25 protein-coding genes are annotated in these 18207 nt (G+C 69.7%); 20 read left to right on the forward strand and 5 right to left on the reverse strand.

The window, feature by feature from the left end; genetic code table 11:
- The first annotated feature begins 38 nt into the window (after window positions 1–38).
- From ASE15_RS06545 to ASE15_RS06590, 10 genes are all read left to right on the forward strand, one after another.
- Window positions 39–734 carry a hypothetical protein gene (locus tag ASE15_RS06545; protein WP_056762295.1) on the forward strand — a complete coding sequence of 232 codons (696 nt, stop codon included), beginning with the start codon at window positions 39–41 and terminating at the stop codon, window positions 732–734.
- 19 nt (window positions 735–753) lie between these two features.
- Complete coding sequence (locus ASE15_RS06550) at window positions 754–1593, forward strand: P22 phage major capsid protein family protein (RefSeq protein WP_056762297.1); 840 nt, start codon at window positions 754–756, stop codon at window positions 1591–1593.
- A gap of 18 nt (window positions 1594–1611) precedes the next feature.
- On the forward strand, window positions 1612–1902 hold the full coding sequence (locus ASE15_RS06555) for a hypothetical protein (protein ID WP_056762299.1): 291 nt from the start codon (window positions 1612–1614) through the stop codon (window positions 1900–1902).
- Between the two features lie 14 nt (window positions 1903–1916).
- Complete coding sequence (locus ASE15_RS06560) at window positions 1917–2507, forward strand: hypothetical protein (protein ID WP_056762300.1); 591 nt, start codon at window positions 1917–1919, stop codon at window positions 2505–2507.
- Entirely contained in the window at window positions 2504–2899 is a 396-nt protein-coding gene (locus ASE15_RS06565; protein WP_056762302.1) for a DUF6093 family protein, read from the forward strand. The genes ASE15_RS06560 and ASE15_RS06565 overlap by 4 nt, the downstream gene beginning before the upstream one ends.
- Entirely contained in the window at window positions 2899–3279 is a 381-nt protein-coding gene (locus ASE15_RS06570; RefSeq protein ID WP_056762304.1) for a hypothetical protein, read from the forward strand. The genes ASE15_RS06565 and ASE15_RS06570 overlap by 1 nt, the downstream gene beginning before the upstream one ends.
- Window positions 3276–3680, forward strand: coding sequence for a hypothetical protein (locus tag ASE15_RS06575; protein WP_056762306.1), 405 nt, complete (start codon window positions 3276–3278; stop codon window positions 3678–3680). Before ASE15_RS06570 ends, ASE15_RS06575 begins: the two co-directional genes overlap by 4 nt.
- Window positions 3681–3744: 64 nt before the next feature.
- On the forward strand, window positions 3745–4002 hold the full coding sequence (locus ASE15_RS06580; RefSeq protein ID WP_056762308.1) for a hypothetical protein: 258 nt from the start codon (window positions 3745–3747) through the stop codon (window positions 4000–4002).
- A 4-nt stretch (window positions 4003–4006) separates the two neighbouring features.
- Window positions 4007–4519, forward strand: a complete 513-nt coding sequence (locus tag ASE15_RS06585) for a hypothetical protein (protein WP_056762310.1) — start codon at window positions 4007–4009, stop codon at window positions 4517–4519.
- 97 nt (window positions 4520–4616) lie between these two features.
- Complete coding sequence (locus ASE15_RS06590) at window positions 4617–5150, forward strand: hypothetical protein (RefSeq protein WP_056762313.1); 534 nt, start codon at window positions 4617–4619, stop codon at window positions 5148–5150.
- A 350-nt stretch (window positions 5151–5500) separates the two neighbouring features.
- Here the strand turns inward: ASE15_RS06590 and ASE15_RS06600 are convergent, their stop codons facing one another.
- Window positions 5501–5731, reverse strand: coding sequence for a hypothetical protein (locus ASE15_RS06600; protein ID WP_056762316.1), 231 nt, complete (start codon window positions 5729–5731; stop codon window positions 5501–5503).
- 43 nt (window positions 5732–5774) lie between these two features.
- Between ASE15_RS06600 and ASE15_RS06605 the strand changes: the two genes are divergently transcribed.
- From ASE15_RS06605 to ASE15_RS06645, 9 genes are all read left to right on the forward strand, one after another.
- Entirely contained in the window at window positions 5775–8480 is a 2706-nt protein-coding gene (locus tag ASE15_RS06605; protein ID WP_056762318.1) for a phage tail tape measure protein, read from the forward strand.
- Window positions 8480–9163 (forward strand): hypothetical protein, encoded by a 684-nt coding sequence (locus ASE15_RS06610; RefSeq protein WP_056762320.1) that lies wholly within the window; start codon window positions 8480–8482, stop codon window positions 9161–9163. The genes ASE15_RS06605 and ASE15_RS06610 overlap by 1 nt, the downstream gene beginning before the upstream one ends.
- 53 nt (window positions 9164–9216) lie before the next feature.
- Window positions 9217–10215: a hypothetical protein gene (locus tag ASE15_RS06615; protein ID WP_056762322.1), complete on the forward strand. Its 999-nt coding sequence runs from the start codon at window positions 9217–9219 to the stop codon at window positions 10213–10215.
- Entirely contained in the window at window positions 10209–13301 is a 3093-nt protein-coding gene (locus ASE15_RS06620) for a hypothetical protein (RefSeq protein ID WP_056762324.1), read from the forward strand. The genes ASE15_RS06615 and ASE15_RS06620 overlap by 7 nt, the downstream gene beginning before the upstream one ends.
- Before the next feature lie 6 nt (window positions 13302–13307).
- The gene (locus ASE15_RS06625) at window positions 13308–13595 is read left to right on the forward strand and encodes a hypothetical protein (RefSeq protein WP_056762326.1); all 288 of its coding nucleotides are present in this window, start codon (window positions 13308–13310) and stop codon (window positions 13593–13595) included.
- Window positions 13592–14221 carry a hypothetical protein gene (locus ASE15_RS06630; protein ID WP_056762328.1) on the forward strand — a complete coding sequence of 210 codons (630 nt, stop codon included), beginning with the start codon at window positions 13592–13594 and terminating at the stop codon, window positions 14219–14221. The genes ASE15_RS06625 and ASE15_RS06630 overlap by 4 nt, the downstream gene beginning before the upstream one ends.
- Window positions 14222–14227: 6 nt before the next feature.
- Window positions 14228–14623 carry a hypothetical protein gene (locus ASE15_RS06635; RefSeq protein ID WP_056762330.1) on the forward strand — a complete coding sequence of 132 codons (396 nt, stop codon included), beginning with the start codon at window positions 14228–14230 and terminating at the stop codon, window positions 14621–14623.
- A gap of 65 nt (window positions 14624–14688) precedes the next feature.
- Entirely contained in the window at window positions 14689–15582 is an 894-nt protein-coding gene (locus ASE15_RS06640) for a M15 family metallopeptidase (RefSeq protein ID WP_056762332.1), read from the forward strand.
- Window positions 15582–16034, forward strand: coding sequence for a hypothetical protein (locus tag ASE15_RS06645; protein WP_056762333.1), 453 nt, complete (start codon window positions 15582–15584; stop codon window positions 16032–16034). The genes ASE15_RS06640 and ASE15_RS06645 overlap by 1 nt, the downstream gene beginning before the upstream one ends.
- Window positions 16035–16162: 128 nt before the next feature.
- Here ASE15_RS06645 and ASE15_RS06650 read toward each other — a convergent pair whose 3' ends face one another.
- Complete coding sequence (locus ASE15_RS06650; RefSeq protein ID WP_235534211.1) at window positions 16163–16690, reverse strand: hypothetical protein; 528 nt, start codon at window positions 16688–16690, stop codon at window positions 16163–16165.
- Complete coding sequence (locus ASE15_RS06655; protein ID WP_056762337.1) at window positions 16666–17241, reverse strand: hypothetical protein; 576 nt, start codon at window positions 17239–17241, stop codon at window positions 16666–16668. Before ASE15_RS06655 ends, ASE15_RS06650 begins: the two co-directional genes overlap by 25 nt.
- Before the next feature lie 103 nt (window positions 17242–17344).
- Between ASE15_RS06655 and ASE15_RS20770 the strand changes: the two genes are divergently transcribed.
- Window positions 17345–17524, forward strand: coding sequence for a hypothetical protein (locus ASE15_RS20770; RefSeq protein WP_157277163.1), 180 nt, complete (start codon window positions 17345–17347; stop codon window positions 17522–17524).
- On the opposite strand, the gene ASE15_RS06660 is transcribed toward ASE15_RS20770, so the two are convergent.
- A complete protein-coding gene (locus ASE15_RS06660) occupies window positions 17514–17966 on the reverse strand; it encodes a hypothetical protein (protein ID WP_056762339.1) in 453 nt (150 codons plus the stop codon). The two genes, ASE15_RS20770 and ASE15_RS06660, sit on opposite strands and share 11 nt — an antisense overlap.
- Before the next feature lie 35 nt (window positions 17967–18001).
- Window positions 18002–18193: a helix-turn-helix domain-containing protein gene (locus ASE15_RS06665; protein WP_162259124.1), complete on the reverse strand. Its 192-nt coding sequence runs from the start codon at window positions 18191–18193 to the stop codon at window positions 18002–18004.
- Between the last annotated feature and the right edge of the window lie 14 nt (window positions 18194–18207).

Raw genomic sequence — 18207 nt, forward strand, 5'->3', positions numbered from 1 at the left:
GCAAGGGCTCAGGACCTACCCCTCTCGCAAGGAGAGACATGCACCCGATCCGCACCCGCGCGCACCTGCGCCGGCTCATGTTCATCACGGACACCGACGCCTCGGGCGGCGGATCCACCGACACCAGCGGCGCCGACGTCGACGAGTCGACCGACGACACCGACACGGGGCCCGGCGACAGCACCGACCAGGAGGCCGACACGGTCAACTGGCAGGAGAAGTTCGAGGCCCAGCAGAAGATCAACCGCGACCTCGAGCGCAAGGTCAAGGGCGAGGCCGGCACGCTGCAGGCCAAGCTCGACGCCCTCCAGGCCAAGCTCGACGGCACGGAGGCCGAGCACGCCGAGACCCTCAAGTCCCGCCAGACCGAGGAGGCCGCTCTCGCGAAGGCGAACGAGCGCATCCGCAAGGCCGAGGTCCGCGCCGCCGCCGCCGGGAAGCTCTCCGACCCGGCCGATGCCCTGAAGTTTCTCGACCTCGAGCAGTTCGAGGTCGGGTCCGATGGCGAGGTCGACACCTCCGCCATCAACGAGGCCCTCGAAGGTCTCGTGAAGTCCAAGCCGTACCTCGCCGCGCAAGGTGGCAGCGGCGTCACGTTCGAGTCCCCCGGCGCCCATCGCAAGGAGCGCGCCGGACAGGTCACGCAGGCCGAACTCGACCGCATGACGCCCGACCAGATCAACGCCGCACGCGCCGAGGGTCGACTCAACGACCTCCTCGGCATCAAGCCCTAGACCCTGAGGAGGGTTCCCCATGGCCATCACCAAGTTCATCCCGAAGATCTGGTCCGCCGCGCTGCTCAAGGCGCTGCGCAACCAGCTCGTGTACGCCCAGCCCGGCGTCATCAACCGCGACTACGAGGGCGAGATCGCCCGCGCGGGCGACACCGTCCACATCACGTCGTTCGTCGACCCCGCGGTCCGCGCGTACACCCGCAACGGCACGATCACGTGGGACCTGCTCACGGACACCCAGCAGTCGCTCGTCATCGACCAGCAGAACTACTTCGCGTTCAAGGTCGACGACATCGACAAGCGCCAGGCCATCGACGGCTTCGTCGAGGAGACCACGACCGGGGCCTCGTACAACCTCTCGGCCGAGGCCGACGAGTTCGTCGCGACCACGATCGCGGCCGGCGTCGACGCGGGCAACGCCCTCGGCGCCGTCACGGTCGCGACGCCCAGCGACGCCTACGACCTCCTGGTCGAGTTCCGCACCAAGCTCAAGCGGAGCAACACCCCGGACGCGGGCCGGTACGCGGGCGTCTCGCCCGAGTTCTACGGGCTCCTGCTGCGCGACGACCGCTTCATCCGGCTCGACGCCTCGGGCACGACCGAGGGCCTGCGCAACGGCGTCGTCGGACGGGCCGCCGGCTTCGACATCCTCGAGGCCAACACGGTGCCCGAGGCCGCGGGGGTCCAGACCATCATCGCGGGCCACTCGATCGCGACGACCTACGCCCAGCAGATCCTCAACACCGAGGCGCTGCGGCTCGAGAACACGTTCGGCGACGGCATCCGTGGCCTGCACGTGTTCGGGGCGAAGGTCATCCGCCCCAAGAACCTCACGTCCGCTCTCGTCACCGTCTCCTGACCGAAAGGGTCGAACATCATGCCGCTCTACAAGGCACGCCACGGCAAGGACAAGGACGGGGGCGTCATCTACGGCGCCCCCTTCGCCTACGAGCCGAAGAACCCCGAGGGGCCCGCCGCCGAGAACGCGGCGGCCAAGGTCGAGGCAGGGCTGTGGGTCGAGATCGAGCCGGCCGAGAAGCCGCTCGAGAAGCGCACGGCGGGCGACCTCAAGGCCTACGCCACCGAGCACGACATCGACCTCGGCGACGCCAAGACCAAGGCCGAGATCCTGGCCGCGATCGTCGCGGCCGAGACCAAGCAGGACTGACGAGGGAGGCCACCGTGGCACTAGCACCGCTCGCGACGGTGGCCGACCTGTCGGCCCTCGGGATCGACACCACGAACACCGCGCTCGTGGACTCGCTGCTGACCTCCGTGTCGGCAGCGGTCCGCGACGCGGCGGCCGTCCCGATCAGCCGCACCGTCTCGACCATCACCATGTGGACCGAGGCATCACGGCGCATCGAACTCCCTGCGCGCCCCGTCCACTCCGTCACCGACGTCACCCTCGACGGTGAGCCCATCACGGACTGGGTCCTGCGCGGCTCTTCGCTGTGGCGCACCTGCCTGTGGCAGGCGCACAACGCCATCCCGGGCGAGCTCACGCTCACCTTCGACCACGGCCTCGACGAGGTCCCCGCCGACATCGTCAAGCTCGTCTGCACGCTCGTCGCGGCCGGGCTCAACGAGGTCCAGGAAGGCATCGGCGAAGGCCGCGGCCTGTCCTCGGAGCGAATCGACGACTACCAGGCGTCGTTCACACGCGGCGACGACGAGCTTGTCGACAAGACCGAACTCCCCGAGCGCACGCGACGCCGACTGCGGCAACGCTTCGGCGGCGCCAGCGCCACGGTCCTCGGAACGACGCGATGAGCGCCGGGGGTGCCATCGCCCGCGGTCGCCGCATGGCCGAGCGGCTCATGGTCGACACCTGCCTCGTGCAGCGCGTGGTCGGCGAGACGACGAACGAGGGGACGGGCGTCGTCGAGCCGCTGCTCGAGACCGTGTACTCGGGCCCGTGCAAGCTGCAGAACCAGTCCCAGTACGAGATGGGCGCTGAGGCCGGCGGGCACATGTCCGTCGAGCAGCGCTCCCTCGTCCACTTCCCGGTCGGATCCTTCCAGGTCCGACACGGCGACCTGTGCACCTTCACGGCCTCCGTCGCCCCCGGCGTCGCTGGCCAGAAGTACCGCCTGCAGGGCGAGACGCCGTACCGGACGTTCGAGACCGCGTACCGCGTGTACGCCGTGCAGGAGGTGGCCTGATGTTCGACATCGACCTCTCCGAGCTGCGTGCGCTCGCGACTGACCTCGGCAAGATCCCGGCGCGTCTCCTATCCGATGCAGACGCGATCGTGAAGCGGGGCGCGCAGAACGTCAAGGAGCACATGGCTGCTGACCTCACGGCGTCCAGGAGCTTCCGTGGCGCCGCGGGCTCGGTCTCCTACGACTCGGACTATCGCCCTGGCCTGGTCCAGTACGAGGTCGGTCCGGACAAGGCTCGCAGGGGCGGCGCCCTGGCGAACATCGCCTACTTCGGTGGCGCGAACGGCGGCGGTGGGACAGTCGACATCGACGCCCCGCTGGCCGCTGAGGAGCCGCGTCTGACGTCCGCGATCGACAAGCTGCTGGACGGTCTGCTGTGAGCGTCCGGGTGCTGGCCCAGGCGTTGCGGGCCCTGGCTCCGGTGGGCGTAAGCGTCCACGTCGGCGAGACGTCCCCCAGCCCGACTCTGCCGTGGGCCGTCCTGAACTTCGCGGCGCCTGGCGTCTCAGAGCGCTCGCTCGCGACCGTTCCCCTGGCCGGTCCTGCCCGCCTGCTGGTGACGATCGCCGGGGCGACTGAGGACGCGGTCCTCATCATCCTCGAGAAGGTCCTCGCGGCCTACGAGGGGACCCGCCCGGTCGCCGAGGGCTGGCAGTGCTCGCCACTCGAGCAGGTGGGCGACGTGAAGATCTTCCCCGACGACGTCGTGGTCGCGTCCGTGAACCGGCGCGTGGTCGTCGGCAAGGTGACGTTCGAGACCACGGTCGCCCGCACCGCCTGACGCTCCATCTCATCGGTCCCAGCGCGCGGCGCCTGGGGCCCTCAGCCCTGCCCAGGAGGCACGCATGCCCAGCTGGAAGCGAGTCCGCGACACGACGACGGGCCACCAGTACGACGTCGACGAGCGCCTGCCGCTCGCCGAGGGCGTGGAGGCCGTCAAGGGCGCCCCCGTCCTGTCCGGTCGTGGCGCCCGACCACGCCCCGCCAAGCCGCGCCGCACAGTCGACGCGGCCGTCCAGACCGCCCGCGAGAAGCGGGCATCCCAGACCAGGGACATCACACCCACCCCCGTGCCGGACGACCCGGCCAACTCGAAGGAGTAGCCCCATGGCTGGAGAAGTCCCCCCGGGCAGCGTCGCTGACGGCAACATCATGGCCCTCTGGGTCCCCGCGCTCGCCGACCCGTCCGCACCCAAGGTCACCGAGTGCACCGCGCCCGGCGTCGTCGACCTCTCGTGCTACCTCACGAAGGACGGCCTGAGCCTCGGCGGCGACGAGCAGACCATCACCGACGACCGGCTGTGCTCGACGCAGACGTTCGAGGCGCCGGGCACGTACACCGACACGCTCGACGTCGTCTACGTGTACAACGCCCAGTCGGCGCTCCCCGCGGACAACGGCGCGCACCTGACCCTCAAGCACCTCACGACGGGGTACATCGTGCTGCGGTACGGCCTGCCGTTCGAAGAGGCTCCCGAGGCTGCTCAGGTCGTGGACGTCCTGACCGTCTCGTGCGGAGTCCAGCGCAAGCAGGCGCCGGAGGCCAACGCGAAGCTCAAGATCGGCCAGAAGATGCACGTCACGAACTCGACGCACCGCGACGTGGCTCTCGCAGCCTGACCCAAGACCCCTGCCGGCGCGCGGATCCCCTGGTCTGGGCGCGCGCCGGCAGGCTCACCACTCACCCAGACCACGACCCCAGACCAGGGAGATCACCATGCCCATCGCCGTGAAGCGAGCCCGCCGGACCGTCGCATTCTGCGCCGACCTGTCCACCCAGGCCGAATACGACCGCGCGACCGCCACGCTGACCGAGGCGCAGCGCGCCGACGGTCAGATGCTCAACTCCTCGCCCGCCACGCGTGACGCAGCGGCTGAGGTGCAGGCACTCGAGGAGCGCATGAAGGTGGCCACGATCGACTTCGAGATCGAGGCCCAGCGCCGCGACAAGTGGCAGGCGTTCGAGGCCGCACACCCCCCGCGCGAGGGCGACAAGACCGACGAGCAGTTCACCATCGACATCTCCTCGCTCGACGAGGTCATCGCCCAGTCGATCGTCGCGATCACCGACCACGAGGGGAACGCCGTCGACTTCGACCCGCGCACCGAGTGGGCCGAGCTCGCGGACGAGATGAGCGATGGGCAGTGGCAGGACTTCGCCATGGCCGTCCTGGCCGTGAACCGCGGGGTGAAGAGCGCCCCTTTCTCGCAGGTCGCGTCGCGCGTGATCCGGGCCTCCGCGACCGACTGACTCTCGCGCGGACGCTCGGCGTCTCGTACAAGCGGCTGTCCGGCTGGGAGCCGGTCACGCACTACGAGTACGACGATGCCGAGCGTCTCGCGTCCTCACGGCCTGATGTCGAGTGGGACGAGGACCAGGTCTCCTGGATGCTCGCGCTTGCCGAGTACGAGGACGGCTTGTGCCCTCGCTGCGGGATGCCGCGGGAGATCTGCCAGGCGCCCGAATCAGAGGGGCGCGTGAGCGTACCCCCACCGTCGCGCTGCCACGTCACGACCGCGATCCTCGGCGCCCAGAAGGGTTACGCCGAGAACCAACACCCCGGCGCGCTGCTGTTCGGGGCCAGCGTCCCGCCGTGATCGCTAGAGGTCGATGCAGAGCTCACCCGTGTTCGGGGCCCTGTCGAGCGGGCTTGCGCCCGAGAGGGTGCACCAGTACTCATCGGTCCGGCGATCCTGCGCTCGCGCATCGTTCACGCGGACGACCACGAAGATCGCCAGGATCACAACCGCGAGCACCGCGGCCGCGATGAGCAGCCCCTTGTTCTGGCGTGCGTGCGCTGCCGCGAGCTCGGGCGATTTCTCGGTCTCCATGCCTCACATCTAACTCCATACCGCTGACCCCCGGGAGGTTGAAATGGCCGACCGTTCGATCACGCTCAAGATCGGGGCGAACGTCCAGGGGGCCCTGAACGGGCTCAAGACGCTCGCGCAGGCGACGCAGGATCTGGGGACCCGCACGTCGAGCTACATCGAGCGCAACGAGCAGGGCATCAACACGCTCTCGAACGGCTTCGCGGTGGCTGGGGCTGCGGCGACTGGGTTCGCGTTGCTCGCGGTCAAGAAGTTCTCCGACTTCGACTCGGCGATGTCGTCTGTGAAGTCGTCGGGAGCAGACGCCGCGGAAAGCATCGATGCGCTGCGTGATGCCGCGATCGACGCGGGCGCGGACACCGTCTTCTCCGCGACCGAGGCAGCGGGCGCGATCGAGGAGCTCGCCAAGGCCGGCGTCTCGGCGTCCGACATCCTGTCCGGCGGACTCAAGGGATCACTCGACCTCGCGGCCGCGGGGAGCATGGGCGTGGGAGAGGCCGCCGAGTACGCGTCGATCACCATGACGCAGTTCAACCTCAAGGGCAAGGACGTCGGGCACATCGCCGACCTCCTCGCCGCCGGTGCTGGCAAGGCGATGGGCGAGGTCTCCGACCTCGGCCAGGCGCTCAAGCAGGGCGGACTCGTCGCGGCCCAGACCGGCCTCACGCTCGAGGAAACGACGGGCACTCTTTCGGCGTTCGCCGCAGCGGGCCTGCTCGGCTCCGACGCGGGCACCTCCCTCAAGACCATGCTGCAGCGGCTCTCCGCCCCGTCGGGCGAGGCCGCTGGGCTCATGGAGGAGCTTGAGATCTCTGCCTACGGCGCGGGCGGTGAGTTCGTCGGCATGACGAACTTCGCTGGCCAGTTGACGCGCGCGATGGGCGACATGACCCCGGCCGCGCGGCAGGCTGCGATGGCGACGATCTTCGGTGCCGACGCTGTCCGCGCGGCAGGTGTCATCTACGACCAGGGCGAGGGCGGGATCCGCGACTGGATCTCCGCCGTCGATGACCAGGGCTACGCAGCCGAGACCGCCGCGACCAAGCTCGACAACCTCAAGGGCGACGTCGAGGGCCTCGGCGGCTCGCTCGAGACCCTGTTCATCCAGTCCGGATCCGGGGTCAACGACGGCCTGCGGTCCATCGTGCAGGGCACGGACGCCGTCGTCGACAAGCTCGGCGAGATTCCTGCCCCGGTCCTCGGGGCGGTCACGGCGATCGTCGGCAGCGGCGGCCTCGTCGCACTCTCGGTCGCAGGCATGGGCAAGATGGCGATCGCAGTCAACAACGCGAAGATCGCCTACGAGGGGCTCGGTCGCTCCGCGAAGATTGCCAGCGTCTCGGCTGGCGCGGTCGGCCTTGTGGTCGCCGCCGCTGCCGTCGGGCTCGCCGCCTGGGCGCAGCAGGCCGCAGAAGCGAAGGCTCGCACGGAAGAGCTGCAGGGGACGCTCGATGAGTTCGGGCGGACCACGGAGGCCACCCTCTCGTCGATCAACACCTTCCTGTCGAGCGGCCAGGACGACTGGCTCGGAGGGATCTTCGGCAAGGACCCGAAGTCGCTCATCGAAGACGCCGAGCGGTACGGCCTTGCAATCCAGGACCTGCAGGGCTACATCCTGGGCCAGGCGGATGCGACGGACCGCGTGAACGCGGCCACCACTGCGTACCTGGACGGCCTAGACCGCACAGGCCGCGAGTACGAGAACAAGAAGGGCGGCATCGACAAGTTCATCGGCTCGCTCGACGGCGAGCGGAGCGCCCTCGAGGGGTCAATGACCGCGGCCGAACGCAAGGCCGAGGCGGACAAGATCGCCGGCGTCGCAACCAACGAGCTCACGGCCGCGACCGTCGAGTCGACCTACGCCACCGCCGCCCAGGTCACGACGCTTGAGGACGCGATCAGCGGGCTTTCGACGCTCGCCAACATTGCCCTGGCAGCGCGCGACTCCCAGCGCGGGTTCGAGGCTGCCGTTGACGCTGCGGAGGCCGCGCTCAAGGAGAACGGCGTCACGCTCGACATCACGACCGAGAAGGGCCGCTCGAACCAGGCGGCTCTTGACGGAATTGCCGCGGCGAACCTCCGCCTCGTGGAGGACATGCAGAAGAACGGCGCTACCCAGGGCGAGGTTCAGGGTGCGGTCCAGCGGTCGCGAGACGAGTTCTTGCGCATGGCCGGACAGCTGGGGATGACGGCCGACGAGGCGAATGGCCTCGCGGATGAACTCGGCCTGATCCCCGGCAACTACGAGGCGAAGGTCACCGTGCACACCGGCGAGGCTCTCCGCCAGATCCAGGCCGTGCAGAGCGCGATGTCGTTCCTCAAGGACAAGACGATCGATGTCACGGTTCGCCAGCACGCGTACAACAACGCTGCGACTGCAGCCCAGGTCGTCGAGGGGCGCGCGTCTGGTGGCCCCGTGAGGGGCGGCGAGCTCTACCTCGTGGGCGAGGAGGGACCCGAGCTTCTCGTCATGCCGCGCTCAGGGACCGTCGTCAACGCCCGAGACACCGCCTCCGCGATCGGCGACCTCGGGGGGCGCAACACGAACACCCCCGCGCAGGCGCTCCAGTCTCCCCAGTTCGCGTACTCAGCACCCGCGCCGAGTGCCGCACCGGCCGCGTCGGGCACGCCCTTCCCCGAGTTCATCACGCTCGTCGACGAGTCGGGCGGCATCTTGACCCGCGCTCGGGTCATCGCTCGCGAGACGGCGACGGATGTCGTCGTGGCATCTGGGGAGGGGCGGTACTGATGGCTTCGATCATCACGGCGTGGGTCGCGACTCACACGGGGCTCCCGTCGCTGCAGGTCTCCGGTCCGGGCGTCGTCCGGGCCGGGGACCGGGTCGTGGCCGCGCTCGGCACCGGTACCCATCTGCTCTCGGATCCGCTCGCGCCGATCGGGGTCCCGGTCGTCTACACGCTCGGGGCCTCGACGGCCACGCTCACCCGGGCCCCGCTGCCTGGCCGGTGGGGGTCCGTCACGGACGCCCGCGGCCGCGGGGTGGCCTCGGCGTCGTGGCAGAACGACGGCGACCCCGAGGGGTGGGACGCCCAGGCGACCCGCTTCCCGTCGGGCGCTGTCCGCTGGCCTCTGGTCGACCGGCCCGTCTCTGGGTCGGTACGCCTGCGGGTCTACGACCCGGCCGACCGCCCCGCACTCCTCGCGCTCGTGCGACGCCGCTCGCCCCTGATCCTGTGCACCCGCGGCCCGGTCGCCGGGGTCGACCCGGTCCGCCACATCCTTGTCAACCGCATCTCCGACAGCCGACTCACCCCCGCGGGCCTGCGTGACATCACGGTGCAGTTCGAGTCCCTGCCGGTCCGCTCGTCGGGTCTGGTGGCGCCGGTGGTGACGTGGGGTGAGGCCGCGGCCTTGGGCTGGCGGAACCTCAGCGCGATCGGGTACGCGCAGGCGATCGCGGGCATGCCGTGAGGCCGGGCCCGAACGTCCCGGCGCTCGCAGGCGAGCTCACAACGGGTCACCGCGTGGACGTGGTGCGCGGGTCCCGGGTCCTGGCGCTCGGCCTGCCGTGCTCGGACGTCGTGCTCGAGGCAACAGCGTCCAAGGTCGTCCCCGAGCAGCTCACGTTCTCGGCCGATCACCAGTGGGTTCCCGTCGACCCCCTCGACGCCCTGAACTCCTTCGGGCAGCGGGTGCATGTCTGGCAGGTCCTGGACGTGGCCGGCGAGCAGACCGAGGTCGACCTGGGCTGGTACCAGCTCGACTCCTGGAAGGAACAGGAGAACGGGTCGGTCGCGGTCGTCGCCTACGGCCTCGGCATCCGCCTGGACGAAGACCCCATGGTCTGGCCGTCCTCACCGCGCCGCGGCGCTCGCCTCCTCGAGGAGGCACAACGCCTGGCCGGCGACCACCTGCCCGTGATCCTCGACCCCGGCGTCGAGAACGTCGTCCTGGACGACGGCCTCGCCTGGGGGCGTTCGCGGACGGAGGCGCTGCGGGACCTGTGCCTGTCCCTGGGTCTGGTGTCTCGGGTCGGTGTTGATGGGTATCTGCACCTGGCTCGGCATCGCACGGACTCGCGGGTGATCGACGCGATCTACACCGAGCGTGACCTGCTCCTCGCTGCTCCCCGCACGGGGAAGCGTGAGGGCAGGGCGAACCGGCAGACCGTCGTGGGCAGCAGTGGGTCCGGGGAGGACGCGACGAAGTTCGCGGCCACCGCGGAGCTCACGACCTCGCCGTTCGATGCGGACTACGGGGTCGTGCGGGAGATCACCGAGATCTCCGGGACGACCTCACGCGTGGGGGTGCAGGCCGCTGCGTCCCGGGCCCAGTCCGACGCCGCGATGCGCGCGACGACCAGGTCGCTGGAGATCGTCGCGGATCCGCGCATCGAGCTCGGCGACGTGATCGGCGTGAAGACCTCGACCGGTGAGCTCGTCGTGGGGCGCGTGGATGGGTACTCCCTGCCGGTGTCTACCGGTGGGTCGATGCGAGTGGATCTGGAGGTGCTGGCGTGGTGAGAGCGTCCCTGTGGCTGGACCGGAAGCGGGACACGACGGACGGCCTGGCGCCGCGGGACACGACCGTCACCGGGAAGTTCGTCGAGGACAGCGGCTTCGGGGTCGCGCGGGTGCAGATCCCGCACGACGGCCCCGAGAACTTGGTCAACGTCCCCGCGAGCCCGGGCGTGTACGCGCCAGGTGCGATCGTGACCGTCACGCTCTCGACGCGTGGTGTCCCGCTCGGGGTGACCCCGCCCCTGCACCTGCCGGCAGATGTGGCACCGGTCGGTGTGGGCGACGAGGGCAAGCAGACCCTCGTCGACCGGCACGCGCTCCTCGAGGGCGTCGAGTGGCAGCTCCAGGCCGCCGGGAAGATCGAGGGCCTGGACGAGCGGCTCGAGGGCGCGACCGACCGCCTGGACAACATCGGCGCCGAGGTCATCGACTCCGGGCAGACCCTCGCCCAGCGCCTCGCCGCGGCGTACCAGGTCGGGTCGGACGCGGCTGGTGTCGCGGCGGATGCTGCGGCGGCTGCGGCGGCGGCGGACGGCAAGGCCAGTGGGGCGCTGACCGCGGCGCAGCAGGCCGCGGGTGCGGCGTCGAGCGCGCAGACCAAGGCCGATCAGGCGACGACGGCGGCTGGCACGGCCGCCCAGGCTGCTGCGGACGCTGCGGGCCTGGCCGGGGGCAAGGCTGACGTGCTGATCCAGGCGTCGGCGCCGTCGGTCGCGATGCGCAAGGTCACCACCTTGTGGATTGACACCACGGGCGGCACGAACACGCCCAAGCGGTGGACGACCGGCACAACGTGGGTCGCGGTCACGGACAAGGCCGCGACCGACGCCGCGGCGGCTGCCGCTACGGCAGCGTCCGCCGCGGCCACGGCGCAGGCGCGCGCGGATGCCGCGCACGCCCTGGCGGGCACGGCCGAGGCGAACGCGCAGCTCGCGATCGCGTCCGCGAACGGCAAGACCATGAACTCGCGGAGCACTGCGGTCCCGGCGGGGAACGGCAAGGTCCCCGGGGACACGTGGTGGCAGTTTGCGGACGCGACGTTCTCGCTGGTCATCGGCCAGTGGACCTGGAGCGGCGGGGCGTGGCAGAAGATGGGCCTCTCGCACCAGGTCATCTCCTCGGTCGACGTCGGCTCCCTGGTCGTGGTCGGCACCGCCACGCTCGCCCAGGCCGTCATCGACAAGTTGTGGGCCGACGTCGTGCGCGCCTACAAGATCACTACCGACATGCTGCTGGTGGGGTCCGGCGCGAACCTGCTCGTGGACCCGTTCTTCACGACTCGGGCCGCGTGGACGAACTCCGCGTTTGTCCAGGCCACGGGTGGGCGCCTGTCCGGCGGCTGCCTGCTCATCCCGATGTCAGCCACTCAGTCCGGCGCCTACAACTCCTCCAACACCGCCACCTTGCAGTACGCCACCCCGGTGGAGGAGGGCAAGAAGTACCGGGTCGGCGGGTGGGTACTGTTCGAGGGAGCCGCCCCGACAGGCAGCGGGCGCGCGAGCCTGTACGCCCGGTTCTACAACCCGGCCACCGGTGCTTTCGAAGGCGCCACGCTCGTGGTGAGCAACCCTGCCGGGGTGGCCGCCGACACCTGGACCTGGGTCGAGGGTGTCATCACGGCCCCGGCCGGGCGCACGCACATGTCCGTGGGCGCCTACAAGCAGACCACGCACACCGTCGGACCGGTGCGCTGGGACGGCCTGGTCGTGAACAACATGACCGACGCCAGCCTCATGGTCGACGGCGGGATCCTTGCCCGGCACATCACCGCGAGCGAGGAGCTGTGGGCGAAGATCGCCACGTTCGCTCAGGTGACCGCGGGCATGATCGTGCTCGGGCAGGACGCGCGCCTGACTCCCGAGGGGCTGACGCTCTACGGGCCGGCCGAGGCCGGGCAGGACCCGACCGACTGGGCGAACCGGACCCCGATGCTGCAGCTCACGAGCAGCGGGGCGCGCACGGTCGCGGTGGGTAACACGGCCGGGGAGGTCACGGCCGCGCTCACCCCTGACGGTCAGATCGTCGGGCGGGCCCTGGCCGTGTCCGGGCAGGCCGAGGTCGGGTCGCTGACGGTCGGCGGGGCCACGCTGGATGAGGCGATCGACCTGCGAGGGGCGAGGATCGTCTCTCGGTTCGATGCCGCCGGCACCGGGGGCACGATCGCGGCCGGCGCCTGGTACCAGGTGGCCGAAATGTCGTTCACCAATCCGTTCGACTACCCGTTGCAGCTGGTGATGGAGGGGACCTCGCTCGAGGTCTACCTGTCCTCGGCCGGGACCGCGGAGGCGAAGTGGTACGCCAGCGCGAACGGTGCGGCGCCCGTCGTCGGGCAGTCCTACCACTTCGGTGGGACGAAGGGCTCGACGTCGGCCGCGGGGTCGGTGACCCTGGGGCTGCCGCCGCTGGTCGTCGTGCTCAACCCCGGGGTCACGTGGCGGGTGCGCCCGTCCCTGATGGGCACGGTCGCGTGGAACGTGCCCACGATCCACACCACGAGGTTCGTGTGCCTGTCCCTGGGGCGGGCGCAGGAGAACCTCGGCGGTCAGTTCACCGCCCTTTCCCCGCCCTACGTCGTCACGCCCGTTGTGCCGCCCGCGGCCAAGAAGCGGTACATGACCGGGTACGACCCGATCGCGGTACGAACGTTCACCGAGGCCGGGGCCGCGGCGAACTCCACCTACGTCAACGAGTTGTGGCAGGGGTACACCCCGTACTCCTCCCCGCAGGGCAACGCCATGAAGTCCATGGCTGCCTACAACTCGTGGACCGGGGACCTGGCTGGGGCGGACATCGAGCGGATCGAGATCCTGCTCAGCGTCGGGCACACCTACAACGCAGCCGGGGTCACGCTGCAGCTCGGGTTCCACGGCGTCACCAGCGCCGGGACCTGGTCCCGGTACGGCGGCATCGTGCCCGTGTTCATGAACCGCGGCCAGCAGGACAAGTGGATCACCCTCGACCCCTCGCTCCACGCCCAGTTCAAGAGCGGGCTGGTCCGCGGGCTGGTGTTCGACCCGGCGGGCAACCGGGACAAGAACCTCTACGCCCGCATCACGCGCGCCTGGGTGCGCATCACCTACGTGAAATGAGGACCCATGACTGACCAGCCACTGGCCCCTGATGGCACGCCGTGGTCCACGTCGGACCTGTACCGCGCGGCGCGGGCCGCGACCGGTGACGACGTGTTCCGCACGAGGGCGACGTTCGCCGCCCAGCTCGCGGACAAGCCGGCGACCGACGCCCTGATCCGGGCCGTCGCGATGGCCGTCGTCGCCGACATCCGCGTGTCCGAGGCCGGGACCGTGGACACCACCGGCGTCCCCGACACCGCGATCACCACGGCCGTCGCGGCCTGGACCCCGCCCGCGGAGGTGACGGCATGAGCCACACCGACTACCGCGGCACCACCGTCCCCGACCCCGACGACCCGCTCCTGCCCGGCCTGCACACCGCGTTCGCCACGGCCGGAGTCATCACCCGCGCCGCGTCCGTCGCCGCAGCACGCCTGGCCGTCACCACCGCGGTCGCCGCAGGCGAGACCGTCTCGAGCTCGCGCCCGATGTACTTCGACATCGGCGGGGTCTTCTACAAGCACAACGGTGCCGACCTGGTCCCGTTCAACGAGGTCGAGACCATCGAGCAGACCTACAGCCTCGGGACGCTGCTCACGGTCACCAAGGACCAGTACTCCACGATGATCACGAGCTCGCTGCCGGCCCGGCCCTACGACCGGCAGGTCCAGTGCTGGGGCACCGCTTACGGCGCCGTCACCGGCACCGTCGACCTCGACATCCGCATCCGCGGAGGTGACGACGTCCTCGCCCGTTTCGTCGCCGGGACTGGGGCATCCCAGTCCGTCACGAACTACGGCCTTATCCCCGCTGGCGTCTCGCCGGGGATCACGCTCGGGGTGCGGGGCGGGTCGTCGGGCGGCACCGCGCAGATGGCCACCGACGGACGCCTGAACCGGCTCGTGGTGACCGCGACGCCGATCACGATGGCCGGGTGAGCGCGGGTGAGTGACGCCATCGCGGTCCAGCTCATCACGACCCTGGGTGCGTGCATCGCGGTGATCCTCGGGAAGGTCAAGCTCGACCGGATCGGGCGCGACGCGCGTGAAGCTCGCGAGCAGACGGCCAACGAGCACGCCGACGCGGAGTACCCGAACCTGCGCGACGAGCTCACCGCCGTGCACGACACGCTCCGCGACGTCGCTGCCGGCCAAGGCCGCCTCGAGGACGGGCAGAAGCGGCACGACTCCGAGATCGGCGGGATCCGTCACACCCAGCGCCAGCAGACCGACGCCCTCGCCCGGCTCGACGAACGCATGGAAGGCCGCGACGCCGAACAGCGCCGCGAGCACGCCGTCCTGGCCAAACGCCTGGACGACCACCTCACCCCCACCGACTGACCAACCCCACCCCGGGCCCCGACACGCACGACGTCGGGGCCTTCGTCATGCCAGGAGGCAACCTCATGGTCATCACCTACCCGAACGGCTCGGTCCCACCCGAGCTCCTCGCGCCCCTGGACGGGCAGCCCGAGGCGCAGCTGCGGCTCGACGCCGCATTGTCGTGGAACCGGGCGCGCGCCGCAGTCATCGGGCGCACCGGCATCACGCTGTTCGTCCGCGGCTGGAACCGCACCCTCGCCGAGCAAGAGACGTTCTTCTTCGAACGCTACGAACCCCAGACCACCGGCACCGGGCCCTACAACGACGTGCGCTGGTACAAGAACGTGCGCTACGTGCGCGTCCGAGGTGCCGCCGCCGCGATCCCCGGCACCTCCAACCACGGCTGGGGCATCGCCGTCGACGTCGACGACTACGGACTCATCGGCCAGTTCGACTACCCGCGACGCACCGCCACCTTCCCGATCCTCGCCGAGCACGGCTGGACCGACACCGAAGGCCGAGGCTCCATCCAGGAGCCCTGGCACCTCGTGTACGACCCCACGCGCGACCAGCACGTGGGCGAACCCGCACCGACGAAGGGACCCTTCATGGCACTCACCGACAGCGAGCAGGCCCGCATCCTCGAAGACGTCGCATCGATCAAGGCAGTCCTCATCGAGGGCTCGAGGATCGGAGGCGTCCACTACTCCGGCGTCGTCCAGATCGGCGCCGCCATCCTCCAGGCCGCCGCCACCACCCAGAAGGCAGTCACCGCCGTCCAGGAGGCCGTGACCGCCGCCCACCAGACCGGGACCGCCACCCAGAAGGCCGTCACCACGGCCCTCGACGCCATCGCCGCGATCCCCGTCAAGGTCTGGACCACCGTCAACATCTGGCGCGCCGGCAAGGCCGTCACCGTCCTGCAGGACCTCGCCGACACCGGCACCCTCGTCCGCACCAACCAGAAGGGCAGCTAGTGACCGCCTCGACCCAACTGGCCTACCCGGTGCGCGCATCCCGGCGCACCGCGGTCCAGACCGTCATCTCCGTCGTCCTCGTCGTGGGGCTCGTCGCCCCGATCGTGGCGAGCATCCTGTCCGAGGAACTCGGCGACCATCTGCCCGCGAGCTGGCTCGCGTGGGTCGTCGGCGCGGCCGCGGTCCTCGCCGCGGTCTCCGCGGCCCTGGCCCGGATCATGGCGATCCCCGCCATCGACGCCTGGCTGCGCCACCTCGGCCTGTCGTCCACCCCGCCCCCGACGTCCAGCGCGCCGCCCGGCGTGCTCGAGCGCGGCGACCACGTGACGACGGTCGATGGCCAGGGCGGCACCGTCGTCTACGTCGAGCAGCGCGATGACGGCTGGCACTATGGCGTGCAGCTCGACGGCTCCGACCTTGCCGCGATGTACCGCCCCGACGACCTCGCCTGACCCGAGCCCGACGAAGCCCCGCCCTCCCGAAGGAGGGCGGGGCGCCTTATAGCGCTCGCGTCTGCTCAAGCGCGGCGTCGATCGCTGTCCATTCCGCTACTCGGCAATAACTATTGGCATGCAACGAACTACCGCCGTCGGACAAGCCGTACTGCCCAACTAAGGACCACGAGTGATCCAATCGCGATCAGAACGCTTGAGACGACCTTGTTCTCAAACGACAATCGACCGTCGAGCAGGTAGCACCACGATGCGATCCCCATGACCGCCGCGCCGAGTCCCCACAGCAGGGCGACCCGGTCCCGAGCAAGAATTGCCGATACGACGCAAAGACAACCCGCCGCAAAGAGAGGACCCAGCCAGATTCTTGACACTGGCACGAGCGCTAGTACTCCGGCTATCGCGATCTGAAGCGCGCCGATGTAGGTGAAGAGGTTCCGGCCGGGCTGGACGAGTCCGGAGAGGAACCCAACCATCAGGTATGCGAGAAGGGCGAACCATGCCGCATGGGTGTTCATCGAGCCAGGGAAGTTAGCGAGGACGTAGATGACTCCCGCCACACCCAGACTCACGAGCGGAATCGTCCGATCGGTTCGCTTTCCAACCTGAGCGCGAGGAGCCTCGCGCTCGGTCAGAAGATGTTCACGCATGCCCATGTAGTCCAAGCCTGGCCCGTCGCGTCGTTCTTCTGACGAGCACATGCGGTCGTGCCCGCACTCATCGACATCTGCGGATAGGTCGAGACTTCCCGCTGCAGCCACCCACAACTCGCGCCACCTGAGACCTCCTTGGTCGTGTAGTTGATGGCGAACTGGCCCTTGTAGCGGAACTGCGCCGTCGCACCGCAGACGTTCTTCGCCTCGGTCGTAACGTACCCGCTCTTGAGCTGGTTCACATAGAGGTTGCCGTCGCCCGAGAGGAAGATGCACTGCTCGGAGCCGATCCAACCTGGTGCCTGAACACAGCCGACAACCACTCGACGCGACTGGATGGGGTTGCTGCCGTTCCACGAGCCAACAACTTCCATCGGAGTGGAGGCGGGGTCATCTGAGAAGCTGCCGAGACTCTGGTCCCACTCCACGATGTCGAGCGAGCTCTGGTCCACAGGGTCGGGCGTCGTGATTTCGCTGCTCGCGGAAGCAGCTGTCGCGGTGGCGCCGAGAAGGCTCAGCGTCACCAGGAAGGTCCAAATTTTGCGCGTAGTCATGCGTAACTCCATCGTTGCGTGATCGGCGCGAGACGGCCGTGGCGACAAAATAGCACAAGTGCTCCACTTTGGATGAAATCGTCTTGAATCGACGAGGCGAGCGATGACACTTGGCCCAACCGATACCGGTCTGGGTGTGATCGTGACGATGCAGGGGGACGAGTTCGAGATCGACGCCGACGCGATCGCCTGGACCAAGCGCGCCGTGCACATCAGCTACATGGACCGATTCGGTCACCCCGACACGGCGTGGGTCTGGGCCGGCGCCGTCGTCAGGCGGTAGGGCGCGGCCGCGAGGACTGGGCGATCCGGCAGGTCCGGCATCGCCGCCGCTTACCGGCATCGGACGGGAAGCGATAGATGTTCTCGGGCGTGTACTCGTGCCCCTGGGGGCAGCGGGTCTTGGCGGTCTGCCAGTCCCCGCCTGACGACCGCTCGGTGCTGCCAGTCCGTGCGCGTCGTTGGTAGTGCATCTTGCACACGTCCTGCAGCCCGGCCCGCGGACGCTCGCAGCCCTCGACGTCGCACGGCACAGGCTCGCGCGGTGTGCGCAGCGGTGCGGTCTGCTCGAACCGCTCGAGCACGAGCCGCGCCTGTTCGTCGTCGAGGATCCACGGGCCCGATGCGCGCCGCTCCCAGCCCTGCTCCGCGACCCAGGCCCAGACGCTCTTACGCGACACCCCGGCCTCGCGCGCGAGCTCACGGATCGTCCACTCCCCTGCCATGCGGGGAGCCTAGCGGGAGCAGGGGCGAAATGTGCTCATAGGTCACGGCGCTCCGTCGGAAGCGCCTTGTACCAGGCGCGCAGGTCCTCGACGTCGACAAGGCACTTGCGCCCCCGGTAGTGCGCCTCGATCTCGCCGGCATCGATCGCACGCTTGAGCTCACGGTCAGACAAGCCGACGAGCGCGGCGGCCACCGGGCGGGCAACGGCAATCTGCTCTGGCAGCACCAGGCCCACGCTAG

The sequence above is a fragment of the Oerskovia sp. Root22 genome (assembly GCF_001429135.1).
Lineage (GTDB): Bacteria > Actinomycetota > Actinomycetes > Actinomycetales > Cellulomonadaceae > Oerskovia > Oerskovia enterophila.

Excerpts from the sequence above, each read along its gene's own strand:
- ASE15_RS06660 (WP_056762339.1), bottom strand. The coding sequence starts at position 17,966 with ATGGCAGGGGAGTGGACGATCCGTGAGCTCGCGCGCGAGGCCGGGGTG.
- ASE15_RS06650 (WP_235534211.1), bottom strand. The coding sequence starts at position 16,690 with ATGGGCATGCGTGAACATCTTCTGACCGAGCGCGAGGCTCCTCGCGCT.
- ASE15_RS06555 (WP_056762299.1), top strand. The coding sequence starts at position 1,612 with ATGCCGCTCTACAAGGCACGCCACGGCAAGGACAAGGACGGGGGCGTC.
- ASE15_RS06570 (WP_056762304.1), top strand. The coding sequence starts at position 2,899 with ATGTTCGACATCGACCTCTCCGAGCTGCGTGCGCTCGCGACTGACCTC.
- ASE15_RS06630 (WP_056762328.1), top strand. The coding sequence starts at position 13,592 with ATGAGCCACACCGACTACCGCGGCACCACCGTCCCCGACCCCGACGAC.
- ASE15_RS06550 (WP_056762297.1), top strand. The coding sequence starts at position 754 with ATGGCCATCACCAAGTTCATCCCGAAGATCTGGTCCGCCGCGCTGCTC.
- ASE15_RS06655 (WP_056762337.1), bottom strand. The coding sequence starts at position 17,241 with ATGACTACGCGCAAAATTTGGACCTTCCTGGTGACGCTGAGCCTTCTC.
- ASE15_RS06545 (WP_056762295.1), top strand. The coding sequence starts at position 39 with ATGCACCCGATCCGCACCCGCGCGCACCTGCGCCGGCTCATGTTCATC.
- ASE15_RS20770 (WP_157277163.1), top strand. The coding sequence starts at position 17,345 with ATGACACTTGGCCCAACCGATACCGGTCTGGGTGTGATCGTGACGATG.
- ASE15_RS06625 (WP_056762326.1), top strand. The coding sequence starts at position 13,308 with ATGACTGACCAGCCACTGGCCCCTGATGGCACGCCGTGGTCCACGTCG.
- ASE15_RS06640 (WP_056762332.1), top strand. The coding sequence starts at position 14,689 with ATGGTCATCACCTACCCGAACGGCTCGGTCCCACCCGAGCTCCTCGCG.
- ASE15_RS06610 (WP_056762320.1), top strand. The coding sequence starts at position 8,480 with ATGGCTTCGATCATCACGGCGTGGGTCGCGACTCACACGGGGCTCCCG.
- ASE15_RS06605 (WP_056762318.1), top strand. The coding sequence starts at position 5,775 with ATGGCCGACCGTTCGATCACGCTCAAGATCGGGGCGAACGTCCAGGGG.
- ASE15_RS06580 (WP_056762308.1), top strand. The coding sequence starts at position 3,745 with ATGCCCAGCTGGAAGCGAGTCCGCGACACGACGACGGGCCACCAGTAC.
- ASE15_RS06600 (WP_056762316.1), bottom strand. The coding sequence starts at position 5,731 with ATGGAGACCGAGAAATCGCCCGAGCTCGCGGCAGCGCACGCACGCCAG.
- ASE15_RS06585 (WP_056762310.1), top strand. The coding sequence starts at position 4,007 with ATGGCTGGAGAAGTCCCCCCGGGCAGCGTCGCTGACGGCAACATCATG.
- ASE15_RS06565 (WP_056762302.1), top strand. The coding sequence starts at position 2,504 with ATGAGCGCCGGGGGTGCCATCGCCCGCGGTCGCCGCATGGCCGAGCGG.
- ASE15_RS06590 (WP_056762313.1), top strand. The coding sequence starts at position 4,617 with ATGCCCATCGCCGTGAAGCGAGCCCGCCGGACCGTCGCATTCTGCGCC.